At 73.7% G+C, this 21,626-nt stretch carries 17 protein-coding genes and 1 tRNA gene; 7 read left to right on the top strand and 11 right to left on the bottom strand.

What is annotated here, in order from left to right:
- Nucleotides 1–152 precede the first annotated feature (152 nt).
- Nucleotides 153–1,460 carry a peptidoglycan-binding protein gene (locus B9S64_RS11190; protein ID WP_109492034.1) on the bottom strand — a complete coding sequence of 436 codons (1,308 nt, stop codon included), beginning with the start codon at nt 1,458–1,460 and terminating at the stop codon, nt 153–155.
- Nucleotides 1,461–1,628: 168 nt separating this feature from the next.
- On the opposite strand from B9S64_RS11190, the gene B9S64_RS11195 reads away from it, so the two are divergent.
- The 3 genes from B9S64_RS11195 (at nt 1,629) to B9S64_RS11205 (ending at nt 5,856) form a co-directional block, all read left to right on the top strand.
- Nucleotides 1,629–1,702, top strand: a tRNA-Lys gene (locus B9S64_RS11195).
- A gap of 312 nt (nt 1,703–2,014) precedes the next feature.
- Entirely contained in the window at nt 2,015–3,925 is a 1,911-nt protein-coding gene (locus tag B9S64_RS11200; protein WP_103490681.1) for a glycosyltransferase, read from the top strand.
- The gene (locus tag B9S64_RS11205) at nt 3,922–5,856 is read left to right on the top strand and encodes a kelch motif-containing protein (protein WP_103490682.1); all 1,935 of its coding nucleotides are present in this window, start codon (nt 3,922–3,924) and stop codon (nt 5,854–5,856) included. The genes B9S64_RS11200 and B9S64_RS11205 overlap by 4 nt, the downstream gene beginning before the upstream one ends.
- A 227-nt stretch (nt 5,857–6,083) precedes the next feature.
- On the opposite strand, the gene B9S64_RS11215 is transcribed toward B9S64_RS11205, so the two are convergent.
- From B9S64_RS11215 to B9S64_RS11225, 3 genes are all read right to left on the bottom strand, one after another.
- A complete protein-coding gene (locus tag B9S64_RS11215) occupies nt 6,084–7,097 on the bottom strand; it encodes a glycoside hydrolase family 6 protein (RefSeq protein ID WP_103490683.1) in 1,014 nt (337 codons plus the stop codon).
- 267 nt (nt 7,098–7,364) lie between these two features.
- A complete protein-coding gene (locus B9S64_RS11220; protein ID WP_093674879.1) occupies nt 7,365–8,039 on the bottom strand; it encodes a class F sortase in 675 nt (224 codons plus the stop codon).
- Nucleotide 8,040: 1 nt separating this feature from the next.
- Nucleotides 8,041–8,610, bottom strand: coding sequence for a hypothetical protein (locus tag B9S64_RS11225; protein ID WP_103505108.1), 570 nt, complete (start codon nt 8,608–8,610; stop codon nt 8,041–8,043).
- Between the two features lie 170 nt (nt 8,611–8,780).
- Between B9S64_RS11225 and B9S64_RS11230 the strand changes: the two genes are divergently transcribed.
- Nucleotides 8,781–9,560: an HAD-IIA family hydrolase gene (locus B9S64_RS11230; protein ID WP_028442973.1), complete on the top strand. Its 780-nt coding sequence runs from the start codon at nt 8,781–8,783 to the stop codon at nt 9,558–9,560.
- 66 nt (nt 9,561–9,626) lie between these two features.
- On the opposite strand, the gene B9S64_RS11235 is transcribed toward B9S64_RS11230, so the two are convergent.
- Together B9S64_RS11235 and B9S64_RS11240 are read right to left on the bottom strand one after the other, a co-directional pair.
- Nucleotides 9,627–10,538, bottom strand: a complete 912-nt coding sequence (locus B9S64_RS11235) for a hypothetical protein (protein WP_109492035.1) — start codon at nt 10,536–10,538, stop codon at nt 9,627–9,629.
- A 240-nt stretch (nt 10,539–10,778) separates the two neighbouring features.
- Nucleotides 10,779–11,930 (bottom strand): ROK family transcriptional regulator, encoded by a 1,152-nt coding sequence (locus B9S64_RS11240; RefSeq protein ID WP_109492036.1) that lies wholly within the window; start codon nt 11,928–11,930, stop codon nt 10,779–10,781.
- Between the two features lie 56 nt (nt 11,931–11,986).
- Between B9S64_RS11240 and B9S64_RS11245 the strand changes: the two genes are divergently transcribed.
- On the top strand, nt 11,987–13,105 hold the full coding sequence (locus B9S64_RS11245; RefSeq protein ID WP_103489106.1) for a Gfo/Idh/MocA family oxidoreductase: 1,119 nt from the start codon (nt 11,987–11,989) through the stop codon (nt 13,103–13,105).
- Nucleotides 13,102–13,581, top strand: coding sequence for a heme-degrading domain-containing protein (locus B9S64_RS11250; RefSeq protein ID WP_103489107.1), 480 nt, complete (start codon nt 13,102–13,104; stop codon nt 13,579–13,581). The genes B9S64_RS11245 and B9S64_RS11250 overlap by 4 nt, the downstream gene beginning before the upstream one ends.
- Nucleotides 13,582–13,682: 101 nt before the next feature.
- On the opposite strand, the gene B9S64_RS11255 is transcribed toward B9S64_RS11250, so the two are convergent.
- The 3 genes from B9S64_RS11255 to B9S64_RS11265 form a co-directional block, all read right to left on the bottom strand.
- Nucleotides 13,683–14,543 carry a fumarylacetoacetate hydrolase family protein gene (locus B9S64_RS11255; protein ID WP_103489108.1) on the bottom strand — a complete coding sequence of 287 codons (861 nt, stop codon included), beginning with the start codon at nt 14,541–14,543 and terminating at the stop codon, nt 13,683–13,685.
- An 84-nt stretch (nt 14,544–14,627) separates the two neighbouring features.
- A complete protein-coding gene (locus B9S64_RS11260; RefSeq protein ID WP_258037707.1) occupies nt 14,628–15,485 on the bottom strand; it encodes a YidC/Oxa1 family membrane protein insertase in 858 nt (285 codons plus the stop codon).
- A gap of 99 nt (nt 15,486–15,584) precedes the next feature.
- The gene (locus B9S64_RS11265) at nt 15,585–15,923 is read right to left on the bottom strand and encodes a DUF6412 domain-containing protein (RefSeq protein WP_028442978.1); all 339 of its coding nucleotides are present in this window, start codon (nt 15,921–15,923) and stop codon (nt 15,585–15,587) included.
- Nucleotides 15,924–16,316: 393 nt separating this feature from the next.
- On the opposite strand from B9S64_RS11265, the gene B9S64_RS11270 reads away from it, so the two are divergent.
- Nucleotides 16,317–17,330, top strand: coding sequence for an SEC-C domain-containing protein (locus tag B9S64_RS11270; protein ID WP_103489722.1), 1,014 nt, complete (start codon nt 16,317–16,319; stop codon nt 17,328–17,330).
- Between the two features lie 92 nt (nt 17,331–17,422).
- On the opposite strand, the gene B9S64_RS11275 is transcribed toward B9S64_RS11270, so the two are convergent.
- The gene (locus tag B9S64_RS11275) at nt 17,423–18,877 is read right to left on the bottom strand and encodes an extracellular solute-binding protein (protein WP_103489723.1); all 1,455 of its coding nucleotides are present in this window, start codon (nt 18,875–18,877) and stop codon (nt 17,423–17,425) included.
- A complete protein-coding gene (locus B9S64_RS11280) occupies nt 18,874–21,624 on the bottom strand; it encodes a caspase family protein (RefSeq protein WP_103489724.1) in 2,751 nt (916 codons plus the stop codon). The genes B9S64_RS11275 and B9S64_RS11280 overlap by 4 nt, the downstream gene beginning before the upstream one ends.
- Between the last annotated feature and the right edge of the window lie 2 nt (nt 21,625–21,626).

Genomic DNA, 21,626 nt, shown 5'->3' on the forward strand with positions numbered 1-21,626 from the left:
TCCCCGTCCCCGCCCGTGCCCCTGTCCCGCATTCCGTCGTACCGCATGCCGCCTCCGCCCTGTTCCGTCTGTCCGTTCCGTCACCGCCGCCACGCGAAGAGCCCTCACAGGCACAGCCCGTCACACAGGAAGCCCGTCGCGCCCCACGCCCGTCACGCGAAGAGCCGCCGCCACGTCTCCGGCCCCGGGTAGCCGTCGGCCGCGCTTCCGCGCCAGCCCTGGGCGCGCTGGAAGGCCTCGACGTTGCGGCGGTCGGCCTCCCGCCACCGTGGGTCGGGGCCCGAGACGTAGTGCGTGCCGTATCCCTTCCTGACCAGCTGGGTCCCGAGCCGCTGGACGTGGCTGTTGGACTGGCCCGCCTTGAAGAAGCCCCGGCCCGGAAAAGCCGGAGCCGGAGCCGGGCTCTGGCCGCCACCGCCGCCCGTACCGGCGGGGATCGCCCGGCCGGTGCCCTTGACCAGCAGCTCCCAGGTGTCCGGGCCGGGGATCCCGTCCGCCTCCGCGCCCTTCCAGCCCTGGGCCAGCTGGAACGCCCGCGTCGCCTGCCGGTCCGCGTCCGTCCAGCGGGGCCCCGCGCCGACCTGGTAGAACCGCTTGCCGCCCTGGGCGATGAGCAGCTTCCCGAGCTGGGTCACGAAGGCGTTGTCGGCGCCGGGCCCGAACATCCCCACCCCCGGGAACGTGGTGGCCGAGCCGCTGCCGCCGGTCTGGCCGGTGAGCCCCTTGTAGCGGTACGCCACGTACTGGGACGAGTTGCTCCAGTACGCCATGGGCGTCGTCGCCTTACGGGTGGACGGCCGCGTCTGCTCGTACGCGACGTAGTGGCTCCGGGTGCTGTCGGTCCAGCCGCCGAAGACCGTGACGTGCGATCCCGCCCCGGGGTCGGCCGGGTTGTGGAAGAGCAGGATGTCCCCCGGCTGGAGGTCCGACCGGGCGATCTTGGTCCCGAACGCGGCGAGGCTGCCCGTCCACTCGTTGGTCCCGAGGTCCCAGGCCATCGAGACGAACCCGGAGCAGTCCTGGCGGTACCCGTCCGACCAGTACGCCGTCATGCTGTACGGCACCTTGGAGGACACCCACGCCGCGGCGCGGCTCATGATCTCGTCCCGGGTCGTCGTCCGCTGCGCGGCCGGGGACGCGGAGGACTCGGCGGGCGCCCCCGAGGCGCCGACGCCGGCCAGCGGTCCCACGGCGCCCTGCGGGGTGGCCGGCTCGGGGTCGACGGTGTCCGCGCGGACTCCTCGGCCCGCCGCCGCGGCCGTGGCGGCGGCCTGGGCGGCCCCGCAGGACAGGACCACGCCCGCCGCCGTGACCAGCACCAGCGCCCGCCGCGCCCCGTGCGCGGCCGGGTGCCCGCCGTACCGCGCGGACAGCACCGCGGCCGTACGCCGCTGCCGGGAACACCCCGCGCAACCGCAGTCGGCAGCGGGCTCGTACTCCTCGAAGACCGGCGCAGTCATGCGACTCCTCTTCCACTCGGCAGTCGTCAAGATCTTCCGCATCTCAACTTTTACGGCAAAACTCATGTTGACTGACAAAAGGTTAAAAACGACCATCCGACAGGCCGTGCGGACCGGAATGGGTCAGGAGCACCCCCGCGCATCGGGTAAAGTTCTCCAGGTCAGCAGGCGCCGTTAGCTCAGTTGGTTAGAGCAGCTGACTCTTAATCAGCGGGTCCGGGGTTCGAGTCCCTGACGGCGCACGCAGAAGCAAGGCCCTCTCACCGAGCGTGAGGGGGCCTTCTTCGTGTGCGCGAACGTGTGCGCGCACGCGCTTCGGGCGAGAACACACCTCGGGCGCGCACGAGGTTCGCGGACACCGTCCGGGCGCCTCCGGTCACTCCCGTACGCCCCCTCCGGGCAACTCCCCTAAATCGCTTATATGACCACCAAACAGGCTGTTTCACTCTTGCGATCACGCCACAGATCGGACAATCTGACCCGGCGGGGTGGGGGCCCCGCTCATATGAGACACGCAGACGTCACGCAGGCATCCTGCGTGCGGGGGGATGACCATGACGTCGACGCCGTCAGGCGACCGGCAGCACCACGACCCTGCCCCGACGAGGCAGTTGGCGCCGCCGGCACGGTTACCGCCGCGGCCGCCGGGTGCCGGGGGGCCGCACCGCCCGTCCGCGCCGGCCCCGCGCTACGACTACGAGCACCACAGCCGGCTCGCCGGTCCGCTCACCGAGCCCGATCCGGACCGGCCCTACCGGGTCCGCTACCGCTCGCTGCTGGCCCAGGAGCCCCACCGGATACGCGCGGCCCTGCTCCTCGGCGCGGCGCCGCTCGTCTCGCTCGGCCTCTTCGTCTGGCTGATGCGGCCCGAGCACTGGACCCGGCGCGACCCGAACCTCCACGACGCCACTCTGGTCGTCCTCGACGCCGTGATGCTCGTCTCCATCGGGCTCATCGAGCTGTTCCGGACGATGAACGTGCTGTCGAACGCGCACGCCACCCTGGTGGCCCGCGACCCCGTGCCCGTCGTCCCCGAGAGCGGCACCCGGGTCGCCTTTCTCACCTCCTTCGTGCCGGGCAAGGAACCCCTGGAGATGGTGACGAGGACCCTGGAGGCGGCGGTGCGCGTCCGCCACCGGGGCCCGGTGCACGTCTGGCTGCTGGACGAGGGCGACGACCCGGCGGTGCGGGAGGTCTGCGACCGGCTCGGGGTGCGCCACTTCTCGCGTAAGGGCGTCGCCCGCTGGAACCAGGCGAAGGGCCCGCACCGGGCGAGGACGAAGCACGGCAACTACAACGCCTGGCTCGACGCGCACGGCGACGCCTACGACTTCTTCGCCTCGGTCGACACCGACCACGTCCCGCTCCCCAACTACCTGGAGCGGATGCTCGGCTACTTCCGCGACCCGGACACCGCCTTCGTCATCGGACCGCAGGTCTACGGCAACTACGACACGTTCGTCACGAAGGCCGCCGAGTCCCAGCAGTTCCTCTTCCACGCCCTGATCCAGCGCGCGGGCAACCGCTACGGCGCCCCCATGTTCGTCGGCACCAGCAACGCGGTCCGGATCAGCGCCCTGAAGCAGATCGGCGGCCTGTACGACTCGATCACCGAGGACATGGCCACCGGCTTCGAGATCCACCGCCACCGCAACCCGCTCACCGGCCGGAAGTGGCGCTCGGTCTACACCCCGGACGTGCTGGCCGTCGGCGAGGGCCCGACCGCCTGGACCGACTTCTTCACCCAGCAACTGCGCTGGTCGCGGGGGACGTACGAGACGATCCTCACCCAGTACTGGAAGGGCTGGTACTCCCTGCCCCCGGGCAAGCTCTTCAACTACACCATGATGATCATCTTCTACCCGATGTCCGCCCTGAACTGGATCCTGGCCGCCCTGAGCTGCGCCCTCTTCCTCGGCATGGGCGCCTCCGGCGTACAGATCGACCCGGTGGTCTGGATGATGCTGTACGGCAACGCCTCGGCGCTCCAGATCGGGCTCTACGTCTTCAACCGCCGCCACAACGTCTCCCCGCACGAGCCCGAGGGGTCCGGCGGGCTGGCGGGCATGGTGATGTCGGCGCTCTCCGCCCCCGTCTACGCCCGCTCCCTGATGGACGCGGTGCTGCGCCGCAAGAGCTCGTTCGTGGTGACGCCGAAGGGCGACTCGTCCAGCCCCGACAGACTCTTCGGCACCTTCCGGATCCATCTCTTCTTCCTGGCCGTCTTCGGCGGGTCGATCATCGCCTCCTTCCTGCGGGGGCACAGCCATCCGGCGATGCTCACCTGGGCCTCGCTCGCGCTGCTGATCACCGCGGCGCCGATCGTCGGCTGGTGGCTCACCGTCCGGGCCGGACGCACCCGGCGCCGCGAGCCGCCACCGGGTGCCACACCCGAGGACCGGCCGGCACCGGCCGCCGGCAGTGAACAGACCACGCGGATCGCCCTGGGGGGACCTCACCGATGAAGTACCGTCCGAGCCGCCGTACCCGCCGCCTGGCGATCGGTACGGCGGTGGTGCTGGCGCTCGCCGCGACGAACGGGCCGTGGCTCTACCGGTTCGGCACCGAGCGCTACCACACGTACGCCGTCAACCGGCCGGAGTACAAGGCCGCCAACGGCCACTGGGACTTCCTGGACGTCCCCTCCGAGCACCGGATCAACACCATCCACGCGGCCCTGCTGCACACCGGCAAGGTGCTGCTCGTCGCGGGCTCCGGCAACAACCAGAAGAACTTCGACGCGAAGACCTTCCGTTCGGTGCTGTGGGACCCGGAGACCGGCGCCTTCAAGGACATCCCCACCCCGAAGGACATGTTCTGCGCCGGGCACACCCAACTGCCTGACGGCAAGCTCCTCATAGCCGGCGGCACCAAGCGGTACGAGAAGCTGGAGGGGGACGTCACCAAGGCGGGCGGCCTGATGATCGTCCACAACGAGGACCCGGACAAGCCGGTCACCCTCCCGGCGGGAACCCGTTTCACCGGCAAGGGGAACGGCCGGACCTACGTCTCCAAGGACCCGGTGCTGGTGCCGAGGGCCACCAAGGTCTTCGACGAGAAGACCGGCGCCTTCCTGCACAACGACCCCGGTCTGGGGCGGATCTACGTCGAGGCGCGGAAGTCCGGCACCCGCTACGAGACCGGCACCGAGGACAACTACCGGATCGCCGGTCTGACCGGCTCCGACACCCACAACGTCTACGGCATCGCGCAGAAACTCGCCCTCGACAAGAAGGACTTCCAGGGCATCAGAGAGGCCTTCGAATTCGACCCGGTGGCGGAGAAGTACCTCCCCGTGGACCCGATGAACGAGGCCCGCTGGTATCCGACGCTCACCACGCTCAAGGACGGCCGGGTGCTCTCCCTCTCCGGTCTGGACGAGATCGGCCAGATCGTGCCGGGCAAGGACGAGATCTACGACCCGAAGACCAGGACCTGGGCCTACACCGGTGTCGTCCGGAAGTTCCCCACCTATCCGGCGGTCTTCCTGCTGAACGACGGCACGCTCTTCTACTCCGGCTCCAACGCCGGTTACGGGCCCGCCGACGAGGGCCGGGACCCGGGCGTCTGGGACCTGGACACAAACACGTTCACCACGATCCCCGGACTCGGTGACCCGGACCTGATGGAGACCTCGGCGACCGTACGGCTGCCGCCCGCCCAGGACGAGAGGTTCATGGTGATCGGCGGCGGCGGGGTCGGTGAGTCCGCGAAGTCCAGCGAGAAGTCCCGGCTGGTCGATCTGCGGGAGCCGCACCCGGAGTTCCGGGACGGCGCGTCCCTCTCGGAGGGCACCCGCTATCCGAGCGCCTCGCTGCTCCCGGACGACTCGGTGCTGGTCACCGGGGGATCGGGGGACTACCGGGGGCGCGGAGGCTCGGACATCCTCCAGGCCCGGCTCTACGACCCGGCGTCGGACACGTACGCGCGGGTGGCCGACCCGGCGGTGGGCCGCAACTACCACTCGGGCTCGGTGCTGCTGCCGGACGGCCGGGTCATGATCTTCGGCTCGGACTCGCTGTACGCGGACGCGGCGAACACCCGGCCGGGCACGTTCGAGCAGCGCGTCGAGATCTACTCACCGCCCTATCTGTACCGGGACACCCGCCCGGAGCTGACGGCCGGCCCGGAGCGGATCCGGCGCGGCGGCACGGGGCTGTTCACCACGCGGGACGCCGCGTCCATCACCTCGGCGAAGCTGATCCGGCCCAGCGCGGTCACGCATGTGACGGACACGGACCAGCGATCGGTCGCGCTGGACCTGGAGAAGGCGCCGGACAGCGTCACGGTGACGGTCCCGGACAACCGGGCGCTGGTGCCCTCCGGCTGGTACATGCTCTTCGTCACGGACGCCGAGGGCACCCCGTCCGAGGGCACCTGGGTGGAGATCCCCTGACGGCGTCCCGGGGTCCGGGGACGTCCCCGGGCCACGGGACGTCCCGGGGCGTGTTTCGAAAGTAGCGCCGTCCGCCCGGAGGGCGGGGCCCGCGGCGTCCGGTGCGTGCGATCGCAAGGCGGAGGATCGCCCTCGTACTGGACGTACTTGGGCGACTCCGACAACGCGGCGAGCGTGCGTGCCGGGCGTCGCGGGCCAGGCGGGACTTTCGAAACACGCCCTGGGGATCAGCCGCTCGCGCGGGCCAGCTCCAGCGCGTACCGGGGCCACCACGCGCCCGCCTTGGGTCCGCCCCGGCAGTCGCCGTCCGACTCCCCCGGGCGCTTGACCCAGAGGTACGCGTCCACGAGGGGGTCCCCGGTGTCCGTCGTCGGGGGCTCGCCGAGGGCGCGGCCGGGCGGGTTGCACCAGTCCAGGGCGGGGTCACCGCCGTCGTAGGGGCCGTTGCCGTTGCGGCTGGTGTCGATCACGAAGGGTTTGCCGCCCACCTCGGCCGACAGCCGCCTGCCGAAGTCCGTACTGGCCGCGGTGGTCTGGAAGTTGGAGACGTTGACCGCGAAGCCGTCCGCCTCCTCGACACCGGCCCGCCGCAACGGCTCGCGCAGGGCGTCGGGCGACTGCCATCCGGCGTTGCCCGCGTCCACGTAGACCCGGGCCCCCGGCTGCCGCTTCAGCCGCTCGACGGCACCCTTCAGCAGGTCGTACCGCTCCTCGTGGAACTCCTCGGGCGTGCACCCGTCCACCAGGTGCAGCAGCGCGTCCGGTTCCAGCACCACCGTGGCCCGCCGGTCACCGATGCCCCGGGCGACGCCCTCCAGCCATTCCCGGTACGCGGCGCCGTCCGCGGCCCCGCCCTTCGAGAACTGGCCGCAGTCCCGGTGCGGGATGTTGTACAGCACCAGCACGGCCTGCCGTCCGGCCTTCTCGGCCGCGCCGGTGACGCCCGCGACCGATGCCTCCGGGTCCTCCGGGACGATCCACTCGCCGACCGGCCGGCCGGCGATCCGCCGGATCAGGTCGGCGTTCTCCCGCTCGCCGTCCCGGACGTACGCGGCGACCTGACGGGCGGCGCTGGTCCGGGGGTCCACCCAGTACGCACCGCTCCCGGCGGGCCGGGCGCCCTCGGCGCGGGTCCCCTCCCCCGGGCCCCCGCCGTCGGTCGAGGTACAGCCCGCCAGCGCCAGGACCGCCAGGGCCCCGAACGCGGCACACGCTTTTCTGCCGGCCCAACTGCCGTACATCCACGCCCCCTTGTACCGATGTACCGCCGGTCGTTCCCATCGTGGCACAGCGCCCGGCCCGCCGGACGCTTCCGCCCGGATCCGGACAACGTGTTAAAAACCCTCTAGGCCGGGGCGGTGGGGGCCCCTACAGTGGCGTGGAGCCGGACCACCCGACCTCCCGTGCCGTGCCGGGCTACTCCCGCAGTCCAGGCACCTCGGTGGAGGACCGGCCCGGCCGGTGACCTGGAGCGGGTGCGGGCTGCCGGCCGGGCCAGGTGTACGGCGTCAGACGCGGCTCTTCGAGGCGCCGCTCTCCCCCGTCAGATAGGCGGAGACGACCACGTTCGCGGTGTACGCGTGGGCCTCGCGGTCGTACGTGCCGCCGCAGGTGATCAGTCGCAGCTCGGCCCGGCCGTCCTCGCGGGGCCCGTACGCCTTCCGGGCGTCGAAGCGTTCCCGGGTGAAGACCTGGACGTCGTCCACGGTGAACTCGGCGACCGTGCCGTCGTCCCGGCCGACCCGGATCGTCGTGCCCGGCCGGGCGGCGCTGAGGCCGTAGAAGACGGCGGGCTCCGTCTCGGTGTCCACATGGCCGACGAGGAGGGCGGTGCCCTTCGTCCCGGGTTCGGTGCCGTCGCCGTACCAGCCGACGGTCCCGGGCGTCTCGTAGGGCGGTGGCTCGATCGCGCCGTCCGCGTCCAGCTCCCGGGGGACCACCGGCGCCGCGATCTCCAGGGAGGGGATCTCCACCCGTTGCGGCAGGGCCCCGTCGAGCGGCCGGTGCGCCGGGGGCAGGGGCGCCCCCAGGGGGCGTCCGACCGCGGCGACGTCTCCGGTCGTCGGCGCCGAGTTGCCGCCGTCGGCCCCTCGGCCCCACAGCCACAGGCCGAGCAGCAGCACGGCCCAGGTGACGCCGGTCAGCAGGCGGCCGGACCCGGCCGGGCGGTCGGCGTCCGCCATCTCAGCGGTGCTCCGCACGGCGGCGGCGCGCACCGCGCAGCGCGACGGCGGTGACCGCGGCGGCGCCCAGCGCCAGTCCGGTCACCGCGTGCGGGAGTCCGGGGCCGCCCTGCTCGGCGGTGGACCGGCCGGCGGCGAGATCCGCCGTGCCGCCTCCGCCGGCGCGGACGGGGGCGGCGGGCGAGGCGTGGTGGCGGGGGACGACGGTGAGGGTGCCGGTGGCGCGGCCGTGGCCGTCCGCGCAGGTCACCAGGACGTCGTAGTCGCCGGGGGTGGCGTCGCGGCGGATCCGGGCCTCGGCGTGGAGCCCTTTGCCGTTGTCCGGGGTGAGGCGCACCCCGGAGACGAAGGCCTCGGAGTCCCCCTCGGCCGATCGTCCCTTGCCGCAGGCGTCGGTCCGGAGTTGCACCTCCCCGCCCGGGGTGACGGCGACCGGGGTGATCATGACCGATCCGGAACCTCGGTGTTCCTTGGGGTCCTTGGGCTCGGAGCCGGCCGCCGTGGCGGACGCGGGAAAGGCCATCGCCGTGACCGCCGCTGCGGCACAGAACGTGAGGGGCAGTGAACGCATCGTAAACCTCCTGATCGAAGGTTCACGCGTGGGTGGGCGTTTCGCATCCGCTGTAGCCCGGTCGGGTCAGGGCCGGGCGCCGGTCCGGGCTACGAGACGTTCTCACCCCGTGGTGCGATCAGTGAATAACATGGTCATCCCGTGAGTCCCCGCAGCCAGGAGCCGCACCCATGACAGAGCAGAGGCCCATCGAATCGTGGCTCACCGACATGGACGGCGTGCTGATGCACGAAGGTGTGCCGGTGCCCGGCGCCGACACCTTCATCGGCAAACTCCGCGATTCGGGCAAGCCCTTCCTCGTCCTGACCAACAACTCGATCTACACGGCCCGTGACCTGCACGTCCGGCTGAGCCGGATCGGTCTGGAGGTACCGGTCGAAAACATCTGGACCTCGGCGCTGGCCACGGCCAAGTTCCTGGACAACCAGCACCCCGGCGGGACCGCCTATGTGATCGGTGAGGCGGGACTGACCACCGCCATGCACGAGGCCGGATACGTGCTGACGGACTCCGACCCCGATTTCGTGATCCTGGGCGAGACCCGCACGTACTCGTTCGAGGCGCTGACCAAGGCGATCCGGCTGATCAACAACGGCGCCCGCTTCATCGCCACCAACCCCGACAACACCGGGCCCTCGCCCGAGGGGGCGCTGCCCGCCACGGGGTCGGTCGCCGCGCTGATCACGAAGGCGACGGGCAAGGAGCCGTACTTCGTCGGCAAGCCCAACCCGCTGATGATGCGCAGCGCGCTGAACACCCTCGGCGCGCACTCGGAGACCTCGGCCATGATCGGTGACCGGATGGACACCGACGTGCTGGCGGGGCTGGAGGCCGGGATGGAGACCTTCCTGGTGCTCACCGGACTGACCCGCAAGGAGGACGTCCACCACTACCCCTACCGGCCGACCAGGATCGTCGACTCGATCGCGGACCTCGTCGAGCTGATCTGACGGGGGCCGGGGCGCCGCCCACCACAGCGGGACCGCCCCGAGGGGCCGGCGCCGGGCGGGAGCGGGTCAGAGCCGTGACCGGGCCGCCCTCCGCGCCAGGGCGAACACGGCGGCGCCGCCGAGGACCAGTGCCCCGGCCGCAGAGGCGAGCCAGGTGAGCGGCGCCGGGCCGGTCGCCGCGAGCGCGGGCAGCGGCTCCCCCGCCGCGCCGCGGTGGGGAGCCCCGTCCGCGCCCTCGTCGTGTCCCGCGTCCGCACCGCCGTCGTACCCTCCGTCCACGACGGTGAAGGCGTAGCCCTCGGACTCGCCGACCCAGTCGCCGTCCGACGTGCCGGGCCCCTGCTGTCCGGCCTTCGCGGTGCGGCGCTGGACGACGGCGGCCGTCGCCGTGACGTTGCCCGGCCGGGTGTCCGAGGTGAACGCCATCCGGACCTCCACGGTGACGGTCTTCTTCGCGGGGACGGTGAAGCCGGGGAAGTCGTCGCCGCGCTCGCCGCTGCCGAAGACCCCGATCTGCTCGTCCCGGTCGGTGGACTCCCAGGTGACCCGGTGCTCCTCGTCGGGGTGCGTCCGCTCGATGAACTCCAGCTGGATCTGTTCGGGTGTCAGCGCGCGGTCCTCGTCGGTGAGGACCAGGACGGGGTGGAGGGCGCGGCAGGGCTCGGAGGTGGTGTTGGTCAGGTCCAGGTACCAGGTTCCGTAGCCGCCGCCGGAGGCGTAGGTGTCCGGCCCGCCGTGGATCCGGGTGTCGATCGGGAAGTCCGCGGCGTCCGGGTCCCCGCAGGCCGCGCGGGCGTCCGCCGCCGGCGGGGCGGCCGCGGTGACCGGGCCGGAGACGGCCGGGACCGGTGTGGTGACCGGGATGGCGACGGCGGCGGGGGTGCCGAGGAGTCCGGCCGGGACGACGAGGCCCGCGGCGAGGCCGAGGCGGGTGAGGGCACGGCCGTCGCGCAGCCGGGCCGGGGGCTTGGGGGGCATGGGGAACACCCTTCGCTGCTCGCTCGCCGGCAGTCGGGGCAGGGGGGCCACCGGCGGTGGCGGCGACGCTGCCACGCGTCCCCGGGCACCGCCAACCGCCGGGCGCGGAAGTCCGCCCGTTCGGGCGGGAGGAACCGCCCGAACGGCGCCTCCCGGCGCGGCGGTCCGCCGGGTGCCGGCTCCCCGGGTGCCGGTCCGCCGGGTGCCGGTTCCCTGGTGGGGTCCCGGCGGCGTCCGGGGTCAGTACGGCGGTGCCGGCAGGCCGCCCGGCCCGGCGGGGGTCTCGCCGGCGCGGCCGAAGAGGGGGGCCAGGACCAGATGGGCGGCCCCCTCGACGACGGGGCGGTCGCCGCCGGGGGCGACGGTGACCGGGACGGCGGGGCCGGTGCCCTCGCGGCGGGCGCGTTCCGCCACGACGGCGCGGACCCCGTCCACGTACACGTCCTGGTCGGCCGCGACCGTACGGCCGCCGAGGACGAGCCGGCCGATGTCGAGCAGCCCGACGAGGTTGGCGGCGGCCGTCCCCAGGACCCGGGCCGCCTCGGCGAGATCGCCCCGGGCGACGGCCGCCAGGCAGAGCGCCTCGACACAGCCCCGCCCGCCGCAGCCGCACGGCGGCCCGTCCAGCTGGAGGGTCTGGTGGCCGAACTCCCCCGCCCCGGTGCGCGCCCCCCGGTGCACTCCGCCGCCCAGGACGAGCCCGGCCCCGAGGCCCGTACCGAGGTGGAGGTAGGCGAAGTCGGACCCGTCCGGAGCACGCAGGGCGAGGCCGAGGGCGGCCGCGTTGGTGTCCTTGTCCACGACCACCGGCAGCCCGGTCCGCTCGGCGAGCGCCTCGCGCAGCGGGTAGCCGTCCCACTGCGGGAAGCCCGTGACGCGGTGGAGTACGCCGTCGGTGTGGTCCAGCGGGCCGGGCAGTGCGGCGCCCACGCCGAACACGCGGTGGTCCTCGGTCCCGGGCGCGTCTGCCCGTACCGTCTGCACCGCACGGGCCGCGGCCCCGACGACCTCGGCGGCCGGGGCGCCGAGGTCCAGCGGTGTGGTGCGGGTGGCGACCGGGGTTCCGGCGAGGTCGACCAGGACAGCGGTCGTCCCGTCGCGGTCCAGGTGGAGCCCGACCGCGTATCCGGCGTCCGGGACGAGGCGCAGGACGGTACGGGGCTTGCCCCCGGTGGAGGCGAGCCGGCCGGCCTCTGCGGCGAGTCCTTCGGCGCGCAGCCGGGTGGTGATCTTGCTGACCGCCTGCGGGGTCAGCCCCGTACGCTCCGCGAGCTCCAGCCGGCTGATCCCCCGCTCACCGGCGGCACGCAGGAGGTCGAGCACGAGTGAGGCGTTGTGGTGGCGCAAGGACGGCAGGTTCGCCCCGCCGCTCCTGCCGCTGCTCCTGTTCACCGCCCCATTGTCTCTATCGCTTGCACTTTGGCAACAGCGTTGCTTAAGTGGCTGGCATGACTGCCCCCACCCCTCTCCGCGTGGGGCTCGTCGGCTACGGCCTGGCGGGCTCCGTCTTCCACGCCCCGCTGGTCTCGGCCACGGCGGGCCTGGTCCTGGACACGGTCGTCACCTCGAACCCGGAGCGGCGGGCGGCCGCCGACGCGGAGTTCCCCGGGCTGCGGTTCGCCGCGACCCCGCAGGAGCTGCTCGACCGCGCGGACGAGCTGGACCTGGTCGTGATCGCGTCGCCCAACAAGACGCACGTGCCGATCGCGCGGGCCGCCCTGGAGGCCGGGCTGCCGGTGGTCGTGGACAAGCCGATCGCCGGGACGGCGGCCGAGGCCCGTGAGCTGGCGGCCCTGGCCCGGCAGCGGGGGCTCCTGCTCTCGGTCTTCCAGAACCGCCGCTGGGACAACGACTTCCTCACCCTGGCCCGGCTGGTCGAGGAGGGCGAGCTGGGTGACGTGCTGCGCTTCGAGTCGCGGTTCGAGCGGTGGCGGCCGCAGCTGAAGGGCGGCTGGCGCGAGTCGGGCGACCCGCAGGAGTTCGGCGGACTGCTCTACGACCTGGGCAGCCATGTGGTGGACCAGGCGCTGACCCTGTTCGGCCCGGTGGTACGGGTGTACGCGGAGTCCGACGTACGCCGTCCGGGTGCGGCGGCCGACGACGACACCTTCCTCGCCCTGACCCACGCGAACGGCGTCCGCTCCCATCTGTACGCCAGCGCGACCACGGCCCAGCTCGGCCCGCGCTTCCGGGTGCTCGGCTCGACGGCGGGCTATGTGAAGTACGGCCTGGACCCCCAGGAGGCGGCCCTGCGCGAGGGCGACCGCCCGGCGGCCGGGCGGCCCTGGGGCGTGGAGCCGGAGGCGCTGTGGGGCCGTCTCGGGTCCGGCGAGTCGCCGCTGACCGGCGGGGGCGACCCGGTCCCCACCCTGCCGGGCGCCTACCCGGCGTACTACGCGGCCGTCGCCGCCGCCCTGCGCGGCACCGGCGAGAACCCGGTGACGGCGGTACAGGCCGCCGCCGCGCTGGACGTCCTGGAAGCCGCGCGCCGCTCGGCCCGCGAGGGCGTCACGGTCACCCTCCCCCACCCCGAAGCCCCGCACCAGGAAGAGGAGCCGCAGGCATGAGCACCGGCGCGCCGACCATCTCCGAACTGATCGCCCAGGAACGGCGGCTGACCCTGCCGCGCTTCGGCTACGACGACGCGTACGCGCTGGGCGGCCTGCTGGTCACGCTGGCCCGTGAGCGGCACGCACCGGTCGCGATCGACATCCGGCGCGGCCCCCAGCAGCTCTTCCACGCGGCGCTGCCCGGCTCCAGCGCGGACAACGACGCGTGGATCGACCGCAAGCGCAGGGTGGTGGAGCGGTACGGCGAGAGTTCGTACCTGGTCGGCACCCGCTTCCGGGCGAAGGGCACCACCTTCGAGGAGTCCTCCCGGCTGGACCTGGACACCTACGCGGCGCACGGCGGCTCGTTCCCGATCGCGGTGGAGGGCGCGGGCGTCGTCGGCGCGGTCACGGTGTCGGGGCTCCCCCAGGCCGAGGACCACGCGCTGGTGGTGGAGGCCCTGGAACAGTTCCTCACGCGCCGCTCGTCCTGACCGGTGCGCGGGGCGGGGCACCGCGGGACGGGACGGCGGCACCGCAGAACGGGCGGCGGCACCGCCCCGCGGCCCTGCGTCCTGGCCTCCCGCGGCCCGGCCTACGCGTCCTTGAGCGCCTGCCGCTGCCGGCCCAGCCCCTCGACCTCGACCTCGACGACGTCACCGGCCCGCAGGTACGGCTTGGGCTCCGGCCGCCCCATCGCCACGCCCGCCGGGGTGCCGGTGTTGACGACGTCGCCGGGGTAGAGCGTCATGAAGTGGCTGAGATAGCGCACGACCTCGCCCACCGGGAAGATCTGGTCCGCGGTCGTGCCGTCCTGCTTCAGCTCGCCGTTGACCCAGAGCCGCAGGCCGAGCGCCTGCGGGTCCGGCACCTCGTCGGCGGTGACCAGCCACGGCCCGAGCGGGTTGAACGTCTCGCAGTTCTTCCCCTTGTCCCAGGTGCCGCCCCGCTCCAGCTGGAACTCCCGCTCCGAGACGTCGTGCGCCGTCGCGTACCCGGCGACGTACCCGAGGGCTTCCTCGGCGGAGTCCAGATAGCGGGCGGTACGGCCGATGACGACCGCCAGTTCGACCTCCCAGTCGGTCTTGCGGCTGCCGCGCGGCACCAGCACGGTGTCCTCAGGGCCGACGACGGTGTCGGGGGCCTTGAAGAACAGGATCGGCTCGTCGGGGATCGCCGCCCCGGTCTCCGCCGCGTGGTCGTGGTAGTTCAGCCCGATGCACACGATCTTGCCGATCCGGGCGACCGGCGGGCCGATGCGCAGCCCTTCGGCGTCCAGCGGCGGCAGTACGTCGGGTGTCTGTGCCGCCTGCCGCACCCGGGCCAGCGCCGACGCGTCGGCGAGCAGCTCGCCGTCGATGTCGGTCACGAAGCCCGAGAGGTCACGCAAGGTCCCGTTACGGTCCAGCAGTGCGGGACGTTCCACACCCGCCGTACCGACTCGAAGCAACTTCAACGGTCCGTCTCCCCTTGGTCGTGATCGGGCCCGTCGATGGGTTGCGGCCAGCGAAAGGCTCGTCCGATCGTCCAAGACATCGGATCACTCCGCAAGCCCCTGTTCACGCACTGGACCCGCGCCTCGCACGGCCCCGCGCCGGCGCCGGATCCCCGCCTCGGGGGAGACCGGTGCCACGGCGGGCTCCTTCGCCGGCGCGTCCCGGTACGCGTCCCGGTAGAGGACGGCACGCTCGACCGCGGTCCAGGTGGTGCTGGTGACGAGGTACAGCGCGGCGGCCAGCGGCACGACGGCCACGGAGAACAGCGTCAGGAACGACATCAGCGGCATCACCTTCGTCATCGCGCCCATGCCCGGGACCGGCGTCCCGTCCGGACCGGTCGCCGGGGTGACCGGGTTCGCCGCCATCTGCCGCTTGGTGCGCCCGTAATTGAAGGTGGCGACGGCCGCGACGACCGCGAAGAGCCCCAGGTAGACCAGCCCCGCCCGGCCGAGGAGTCCGCCGTCGGCGAGCGCGTCGTGCCAGCGCCCGCCGAGCGGGGCGCCGAGGAGCGCGTGGGAGAGCAGCGAGTTGGGTTCGCCGCCGATGCTGCCGCTGGAGAAGAGGTGGTAGAGCAGGAAGAAGGCGGGCATCTGGAGCAGGCTGGGCAGGCAGCCGGAGAACGGTGAGACCTTCTCCGCGGCGTGCAGTTCCATGAGCGCCTTCTGCATCCGCTCCGGGTTCTTCGCGTGCTTCTTCCGCAGCGCGGCGATCTGCGGCTGGAGCTTGGTGCGCGCCTTCTGGCCGCGCGCCGCCGCCCTGGACAGCGGATGGACGGCGAGCCGTACGAGAGCGGTGAACAGGATGATCGCGGCGGCGGTGGAGGCGGTCTGGAAGAGGGGCTGGAGCAGGTCGGCGAGGGAGCCGACCAGGCTCGCGAAGGCGGACATGAACGCGGACATGGGTGAGCCCTCCGGGGGTCTCGTCGTGCCGGGAGAAGAGATGTCGGCAGGACGGACCGCGCCGGGAACAGGCGGGGGTGGTGAAGTGGGTGCTGGTCCCTACGCGGCCGTCAGGAGGGCGGCGCCGGGTGCTCGGGGCCGGGTACGCCCCTTGGCGTCGGGGTCCCGTTGCGGCAGGAACGCGGTGCGTTTCTCCCGGTCGCGCAGCGCGGTGCGCACCCGGGTGCGGGGCACGGGGACGGCGCAGCGGGCGCTGATGACCGAGCAGACGAGGAGGGCGGAACCGGCGGCCGCGGTGGCGGCGAGCGCCATCGCCGACAGGCTGCCGCTCTCGGCGAGCAGGACCTCGGTGAGGAACAGGACGAGGAAGGCGGCGGGCCGGAGCACCGGCGCGAGCAGCCGGGTGGCCGCGCGGCGCAGCCGGTCGGTGTCGCTCATCGCCCCCCGCTCCCTCTCGTACGGCGCGTGCGCGCCCGCGATGCCCTTCAGCCGTCGTGCGACTGTCCTCCAGCCGTTATACACGAACGGCCGCGGCGACCGGGCGCCCCCGGCCACGTCCGGCCACGGGCGGGAGCCACGGGCGGCCACGGGCGGAAGCCACGGGAGCCGCCCGCACTCGGCCGGCACGGGCCTCCGCGCGGGCCCGTGGTGCGCACCCGCCCCCGCCCGGCCCCTCGTGCGCACCGGCCCCTCCGCGCGGGCCCGCCGAAGGTGGTCCGGTGCCCCGCGCCACCGGCGCGGGAGCGGTCCGGCCGGGCGCCCGCGCCGCTCTTCCGTCACTCCGCCCGGGGCCCTCTCACCGCGCGCCCGCACCGCAGTACCGTGTGGTCCATGCGCCCCGACACGCCTGCCGAGCACACCACCGAAGCCGAGCGCCTGCTGCGCACCGCGGCGCAGTACCCCGAGGACCACGAACCGCTGTTCCTCCAGGCCGCCGCCCATCTGGAGCTGGCCGGCGACCGTGCCCGCGCCACCGCGCTCTACGACGAACTACTCACCTCACCGGAATCCACCCTCGACGCCCCGCATCTGATCAAAGCGCTCAAAGCGGCCAATCTCTGGGAGTACGGCCACGAGGCGGAGGCCCGCGCGATCCTCGACGGTCTCCAGGCCGCGGGCCCGCTCGACGCCGCGGCCTGGGAGATCGCCGCCCAGACGCTGGAGGCACACGACGAGCTGGAGTCGGCCCATGACTTCTTCTCGGCGGCGCTGACGCTCCTGCTCGCGCCGGGCGAGGAAGTCCCGTACGCCACACAGGCGTTGCTCACCGGCAGGCACCGGGTGCGGAGGCTGACGGGGTTCGGGCACGACGCCTGGGACGAGTTGGCGGACGCCCTGCACACGGCGGCCGTCCCGCTCGACGAGCTGCACGACCCGAAGCGCCTGTGGTCCCTCGGCTCCTCCGATCCGGGCGAGCTGAGGGCGGAGATCACCCGGCTCCGCGCCGAACTGGGCGCCTACCGGGCGGCGTTGTCCCGTCCCTTCCCCGTCGCGGTGCTGCACTGGTCCGAGGACGAGCTGACCGAACTCCTGTCGGCCTACCCGGAGTTGGGTCAGGAGTACGCCGACCACGCGGACCATCTGAGCCGCCTGGAGGCCTCGTTGCGGGACCTGCACGCCACCGGTACACCGAATCTCGGCATCGTCACGGGCACGGTCCCCTCGTACGAGGCGTTCGCGGCCTCCGAGGCGGTGTCCCCGTCCGACCCGGGCCTGCTCCCCCAGTACGCCACCACGCTCGCCGCCCGGGGCCGCGCCGTGCCGTGGCCCCCGGCGCGCAGCGCGGACTGCTGGTGCGGCACCGGTCGCCCGTACCGCCACTGCCACGGAGCGACGACGGCGTAACGGCTCCGGGCCCCGGTCACGGACGACCGGCACGCCCACCGCCCACGGGCCGCCGCCGGACGGGCGGGCGGGCGCCGGTCACCCCGGTCCGGTCACCGCCCCGCGAAGGCGTCCCTCAGCGCGGTGTCCAGCTCGGCGGCGGCCTGGGCGGTGTCCGGGGTCTCGTCCGACAGCAGGGCGTGCACACGGGACTGGAGTACGTGCGTGAAGGCGCCGTAGTACGGCGTGCGCGGGCGCTGCTCCGCCGCGTTCAGGGCGTCGTGCAGCGTCGTGCGGTACGCCGCGCGCGCCGCCTCCGACTGCTCCTTGGGCGCACCCTCCCGCGCGGTGGCGCCGGGCGACGGCCGCAGCGCGGCGGCGACCCGGGGCCAGCAGGCCTTGGCCCCCGGGCGGTAGGTGGAGTCCCGGGTCGCGGCGAACCCGGCGTCGAGCAGGCAGCGTTCGCTCTCCGCCGAGGTCAGGAACCTGACCAGGGCGCGGGCGTCCTCGGCGCGGGCCGAGTCGGCGGTGACGGCGAGATTCTGGCCGCCGAGCACCGCCGCCCCCGGCAGCCGGTTCACCCCGTACCGGTCCGGGTCGAGCATGCCGCCCAACGCCCCGTAGGCGTACGGCCAGTGGCGCAGGAAGACGGCGCGTCCCGCGGCGAAGTCGGCGAGCGAGGAGGTCTCGTCGGAGGAGAGCGCGGCGGGCTGGACCTGGCCGAGGCGGTTACGGGTGAGCAGCGCGTCCAGGCCCTTCTTCAGGGACACCGGGTCGGCCTTGTAACGGCCGTCGGCGTCGGCGAGCTTGACGTGGACGTCGGCGAACGCCTCCACGACGTTCACGGTGAGGCCTTCGTACTCCTTGAGCTGGGTGGTCCAGCCCGCCTGGTCGCGGGTGCTCCGGGGGCTCACCCCGAGGGTCTTCACGGAGGCGTAGAGGTCCTGCCACGTCCAGTCGGCGGAGGGCTGGCGTCCGGCGGGGATACCGGCGCCGGTCAGTACGTCGGTGCGGTGGTAGAGGAGGCCGACGTCGGTGTTGAAGGGGCGTGCGTAGGAGCGGCCCTTCCAGACGGTGGTCGCGTGCACCCGTTTCATGAAGTCGAGGTCGTCGTCCGCCTCCCGCTCGCTCGCCGCGGGCGGCATCGGGCTGACGAGTCCGGCCTCGGCGAACTCGGGGATCCAGGTGATGTCGAGGTTGACCACGTCGTACCGGGCGCTGCCCGACTGGAGGGCGCCGAGGAGCTGGCTGCGCTGCTGGTCGGCGTCGCCGGGGAGTTCGACGAGTTCGGCCTGCTTGTCCCTGGATCCGGCGTGCCGGCGGTTCCACTCCTCCACGAGCTGCCGGCGTACCCCGCCGGAGCCGGTGACGTCGAGGCCGCTGGCGACGACGAGGGGCCCGTCGGCGGCCCGGTCCTTCCCCTCGTCCGGGCGCGGGGTGTCCCCGCCACCGCCGGTGCAGGCGGTGGCGGCGAGGAGGAGCAGGCAGCCGAGCGCGAGCCCGGCGCGGCGGACGGCACGCCGGGTGGCCGGCCCGGTGGCACCGGGGCAAGGGTGTGGGCGGGTCACTGCGCGTCCCCCGTACCGGCCTTGGCGACCTCGGCCGCCAGCTCGGTGGTGATGTCGTCGGACAGGTCCAGACAGCGGCCCCCGGTCGCCTCGCCGAGCCGGTCGTCGAGGCCGCCGGGCGCACAGCCGCCGTTCCGCAGGGAGACCGTCACGATCCGGACGAGCGGGGCCGCCGCCGCGTCCGCGACCAGTGCGTCCCGTGCCTTCTTCCCGATACCGGCGGAGTCCTCGTCGTCGGTGACCAGGACGAGGAGGCGCGGCCGGTCGTCCGAGGGGCCTTCGCGCAGGGTGGCGAGCCCGTCGCGTATCCCGTCCGCCACACGGGCGTCGAGGTCGGCAAGGGGGGCGCCCGTCACCGCACGCCTCGCGCCGTCCGGCGCGGCGTACGCCCCGAACGGCACGGCGTCCGTGGCCCGCTCGCCCTTCTTCACGGCGAGCAGCCGCACCCCGTACGTGTCCTTCGGCCCGAGGGAGCTCATCGACCGCGCCACCACGTCCTTGGCGCGGCCCTGGCCCTCCCAGACCCGGCCGTCCGTCATCGAGGTCGAGTTGTCCAGGAGGTAGAGCACCCGGCCGGGGCCGAGCGCCTCCCGGTAGCGGCGCAGGGTGTCGGTCAGCGAGGCGGCCGTGACGGTCTCGCCGCTCCGGGCCGGGATCTGCTCGCGGACGGCGCGCTCGTTGGCGCCGGCCCGGAGCGGGGAGTCCTTCCGGGGCGGGGCGGGACGCCCGTCCGGGCCGGCGCCCCGGAAGCCGTCGTCGGTGAACTGCCGCTGGGCGTCGGGGTCCTCGGACAGCCAGCGGTGGAAGTCGCGTACGGCACCGGCGCGGTCGTCGGCGTCCCGCTCGGCGCCCCGCCAGGTGACCTGGACGAAGGGCAGGTCAAGCACGGGCACGTCGGACGGGTACTGGGCGACGCGGCGTTCCAGGGTGACCGTCGCGCAGGAGGGGCGGCCCGGATCACCGGCCGGGAGGTTGAAGCGCGCCATGGTCTGCTCCGGTACGAGGACGGCGGCCCTGTCCTCCAGTCCGTTGCGGGTGCCGTCGGCCAGTGCGCACATCAGTTCGCCCGCGGTGGAGGGCATCGGGCGCAGGGCCTGTGCCATGGTCTGTTCCAGCCCCGCCATGGCGGCGGCGTCGGTCGCGTACAGGGCCTCGGTCGACAGCAGGGCGCCGTCCGTGCCCTCGGGGTCGGGCCGCAGGATCGCGACGGGTTCCTCCCGGGCGGCCTTGAGCGCGGAGACGATCGCGCCGAGGGGGTGACCGGTCTGCACGGCGGGCGCCACCGGCATGGACTCCGGGACGGCCAGGACCATCGGGGTGTAGGCGACCGCGCCGAGCGGTTCGAGCCGCACGGCGCTCTCACCGGCGGGCTCCGGGGCCCCGGTGGCACCGGAGGCTCCCCCGGACATGGTCCCGGGCGCGGACACCGAGGCGGGCGCGGTCCCGCCGCCCGGCCCGTCGTCCAGCGCCCTGCGCCAGGCGCTCAGGGCAGCGGGGATCCAGATGTCCGGCTGGGCGCCGACGTCCCGCTGGGGTCGCGGGCAGTCGCCCGAGTCGGGGCACTCGGCGGGCGGCCGCTGCCAGAGCGAGGAGGACCGGAAGGCGGCGACGGCGTCGGTGGCCTGGGCCGCGTACACGGTGAGGTTGACGTCCCTGCAGTGCCTCTGGCCGCGCGCCATGTAGACGTCGGCGGCCTTCTGGACGGTGGGCAGCAGGTCGGGATCGGTGAGGACGCGCAGCTCCAGAGGGGGCGCACAGGGGCCTGCCGCACCGGACGGACCGCCGGTCAGGAACCAGGCCCCCGCACCGGCCAGCAGGACGGCCCCCGCCACGACGAACACGGTCGTACGGGAGACACGCCGGGACAGCACCGGCACCCGGGAGCGCAGGCGGTCCGCGACCGGCCGCCACCAGGGCGCCTCGGGCGGGGGCGGCACCGGGGGCACTGACGGCGGGGCGGGCTCGGGCGGAGGAAGAGCGGGTCCCTTCGCGCGGGCCAGCACCACGTCGTCGCCGTGCCGCAGTTCGTCCGGGACCCAGGGGTGTCCGTCGACGGCCCTCAGGTGCTCCATCGCCTCGCGCACCCCGGTGACCAGGCGGGTGAACGTGGCCGGCCCCGCCCCTTCCGTACGCCGGGTCAGCAGGCGGTGCAGGGCCGAGGTGAACTCCGTACCGGCCACCGGGTCGCCCGGGGGAATCTCCACCCCGGCCTCGGCGGCGGTCAGCAGCGCGAAGTTCTGGTCCACCGCCGGGCTGAAGGAGGCGAGCGCGTTGCCCGCGAAACAGCAGTCCAGGATGACGACGACCCAGTCCGCGCGGGCCTTGCGCAGTACGGGCATGACGCTGTCCGACCAGGAGAGCGTGTCCACGAACGGGTGCCGGCGGTCCCGGGTCACCCGCGACTCGGTGAACATCAGGTTCAGGTCGCCGCCGTCCGGGCGCACGATGGCGTGGCCCGCGAAGTAGACGATCAGCAGGCCGGTGGCCTCGTCGCGGGCGGCGCGCAGCGCGGCGTGCGCCACGAGGGGATCGACGGCGGCCGGACCGCCCGTCCGGGGCACGACGACGAGATCGTCCGGGTCGAGCACGCCGGTGCCCTCGGCGGTCAGCGCCTCGGCCATCAGACGGAGGTTGGCGGCGACGGCCGGGAGGTCGTTGCGGCTGCCGGTGTAGGACTCGACCCCGATGAGCACGGCGCGGTGCCGCTTGCCCTGGTTCTCCTCGCCGCGCGCGTCGTACGGCGGCACGT

The sequence above is a fragment of the Streptomyces sp. SM18 genome (genome assembly GCF_002910775.2).
GTDB lineage: Bacteria > Actinomycetota > Actinomycetes > Streptomycetales > Streptomycetaceae > Streptomyces > Streptomyces halstedii.

Excerpts from the sequence above, each read along its gene's own strand:
- B9S64_RS11190 (WP_109492034.1), bottom strand. The coding sequence starts at position 1,460 with ATGACTGCGCCGGTCTTCGAGGAGTACGAGCCCGCTGCCGACTGCGGT.
- B9S64_RS11200 (WP_103490681.1), top strand. The coding sequence starts at position 2,015 with ATGACGTCGACGCCGTCAGGCGACCGGCAGCACCACGACCCTGCCCCG.
- B9S64_RS11205 (WP_103490682.1), top strand. The coding sequence starts at position 3,922 with ATGAAGTACCGTCCGAGCCGCCGTACCCGCCGCCTGGCGATCGGTACG.
- B9S64_RS11215 (WP_103490683.1), bottom strand. The coding sequence starts at position 7,097 with ATGTACGGCAGTTGGGCCGGCAGAAAAGCGTGTGCCGCGTTCGGGGCC.
- B9S64_RS11220 (WP_093674879.1), bottom strand. The coding sequence starts at position 8,039 with ATGGCGGACGCCGACCGCCCGGCCGGGTCCGGCCGCCTGCTGACCGGC.
- B9S64_RS11225 (WP_103505108.1), bottom strand. The coding sequence starts at position 8,610 with ATGCGTTCACTGCCCCTCACGTTCTGTGCCGCAGCGGCGGTCACGGCG.
- B9S64_RS11230 (WP_028442973.1), top strand. The coding sequence starts at position 8,781 with ATGACAGAGCAGAGGCCCATCGAATCGTGGCTCACCGACATGGACGGC.
- B9S64_RS11235 (WP_109492035.1), bottom strand. The coding sequence starts at position 10,538 with ATGCCCCCCAAGCCCCCGGCCCGGCTGCGCGACGGCCGTGCCCTCACC.
- B9S64_RS11245 (WP_103489106.1), top strand. The coding sequence starts at position 11,987 with ATGACTGCCCCCACCCCTCTCCGCGTGGGGCTCGTCGGCTACGGCCTG.
- B9S64_RS11250 (WP_103489107.1), top strand. The coding sequence starts at position 13,102 with ATGAGCACCGGCGCGCCGACCATCTCCGAACTGATCGCCCAGGAACGG.
- B9S64_RS11260 (WP_258037707.1), bottom strand. The coding sequence starts at position 15,485 with ATGTCCGCGTTCATGTCCGCCTTCGCGAGCCTGGTCGGCTCCCTCGCC.
- B9S64_RS11265 (WP_028442978.1), bottom strand. The coding sequence starts at position 15,923 with ATGAGCGACACCGACCGGCTGCGCCGCGCGGCCACCCGGCTGCTCGCG.
- B9S64_RS11270 (WP_103489722.1), top strand. The coding sequence starts at position 16,317 with ATGCGCCCCGACACGCCTGCCGAGCACACCACCGAAGCCGAGCGCCTG.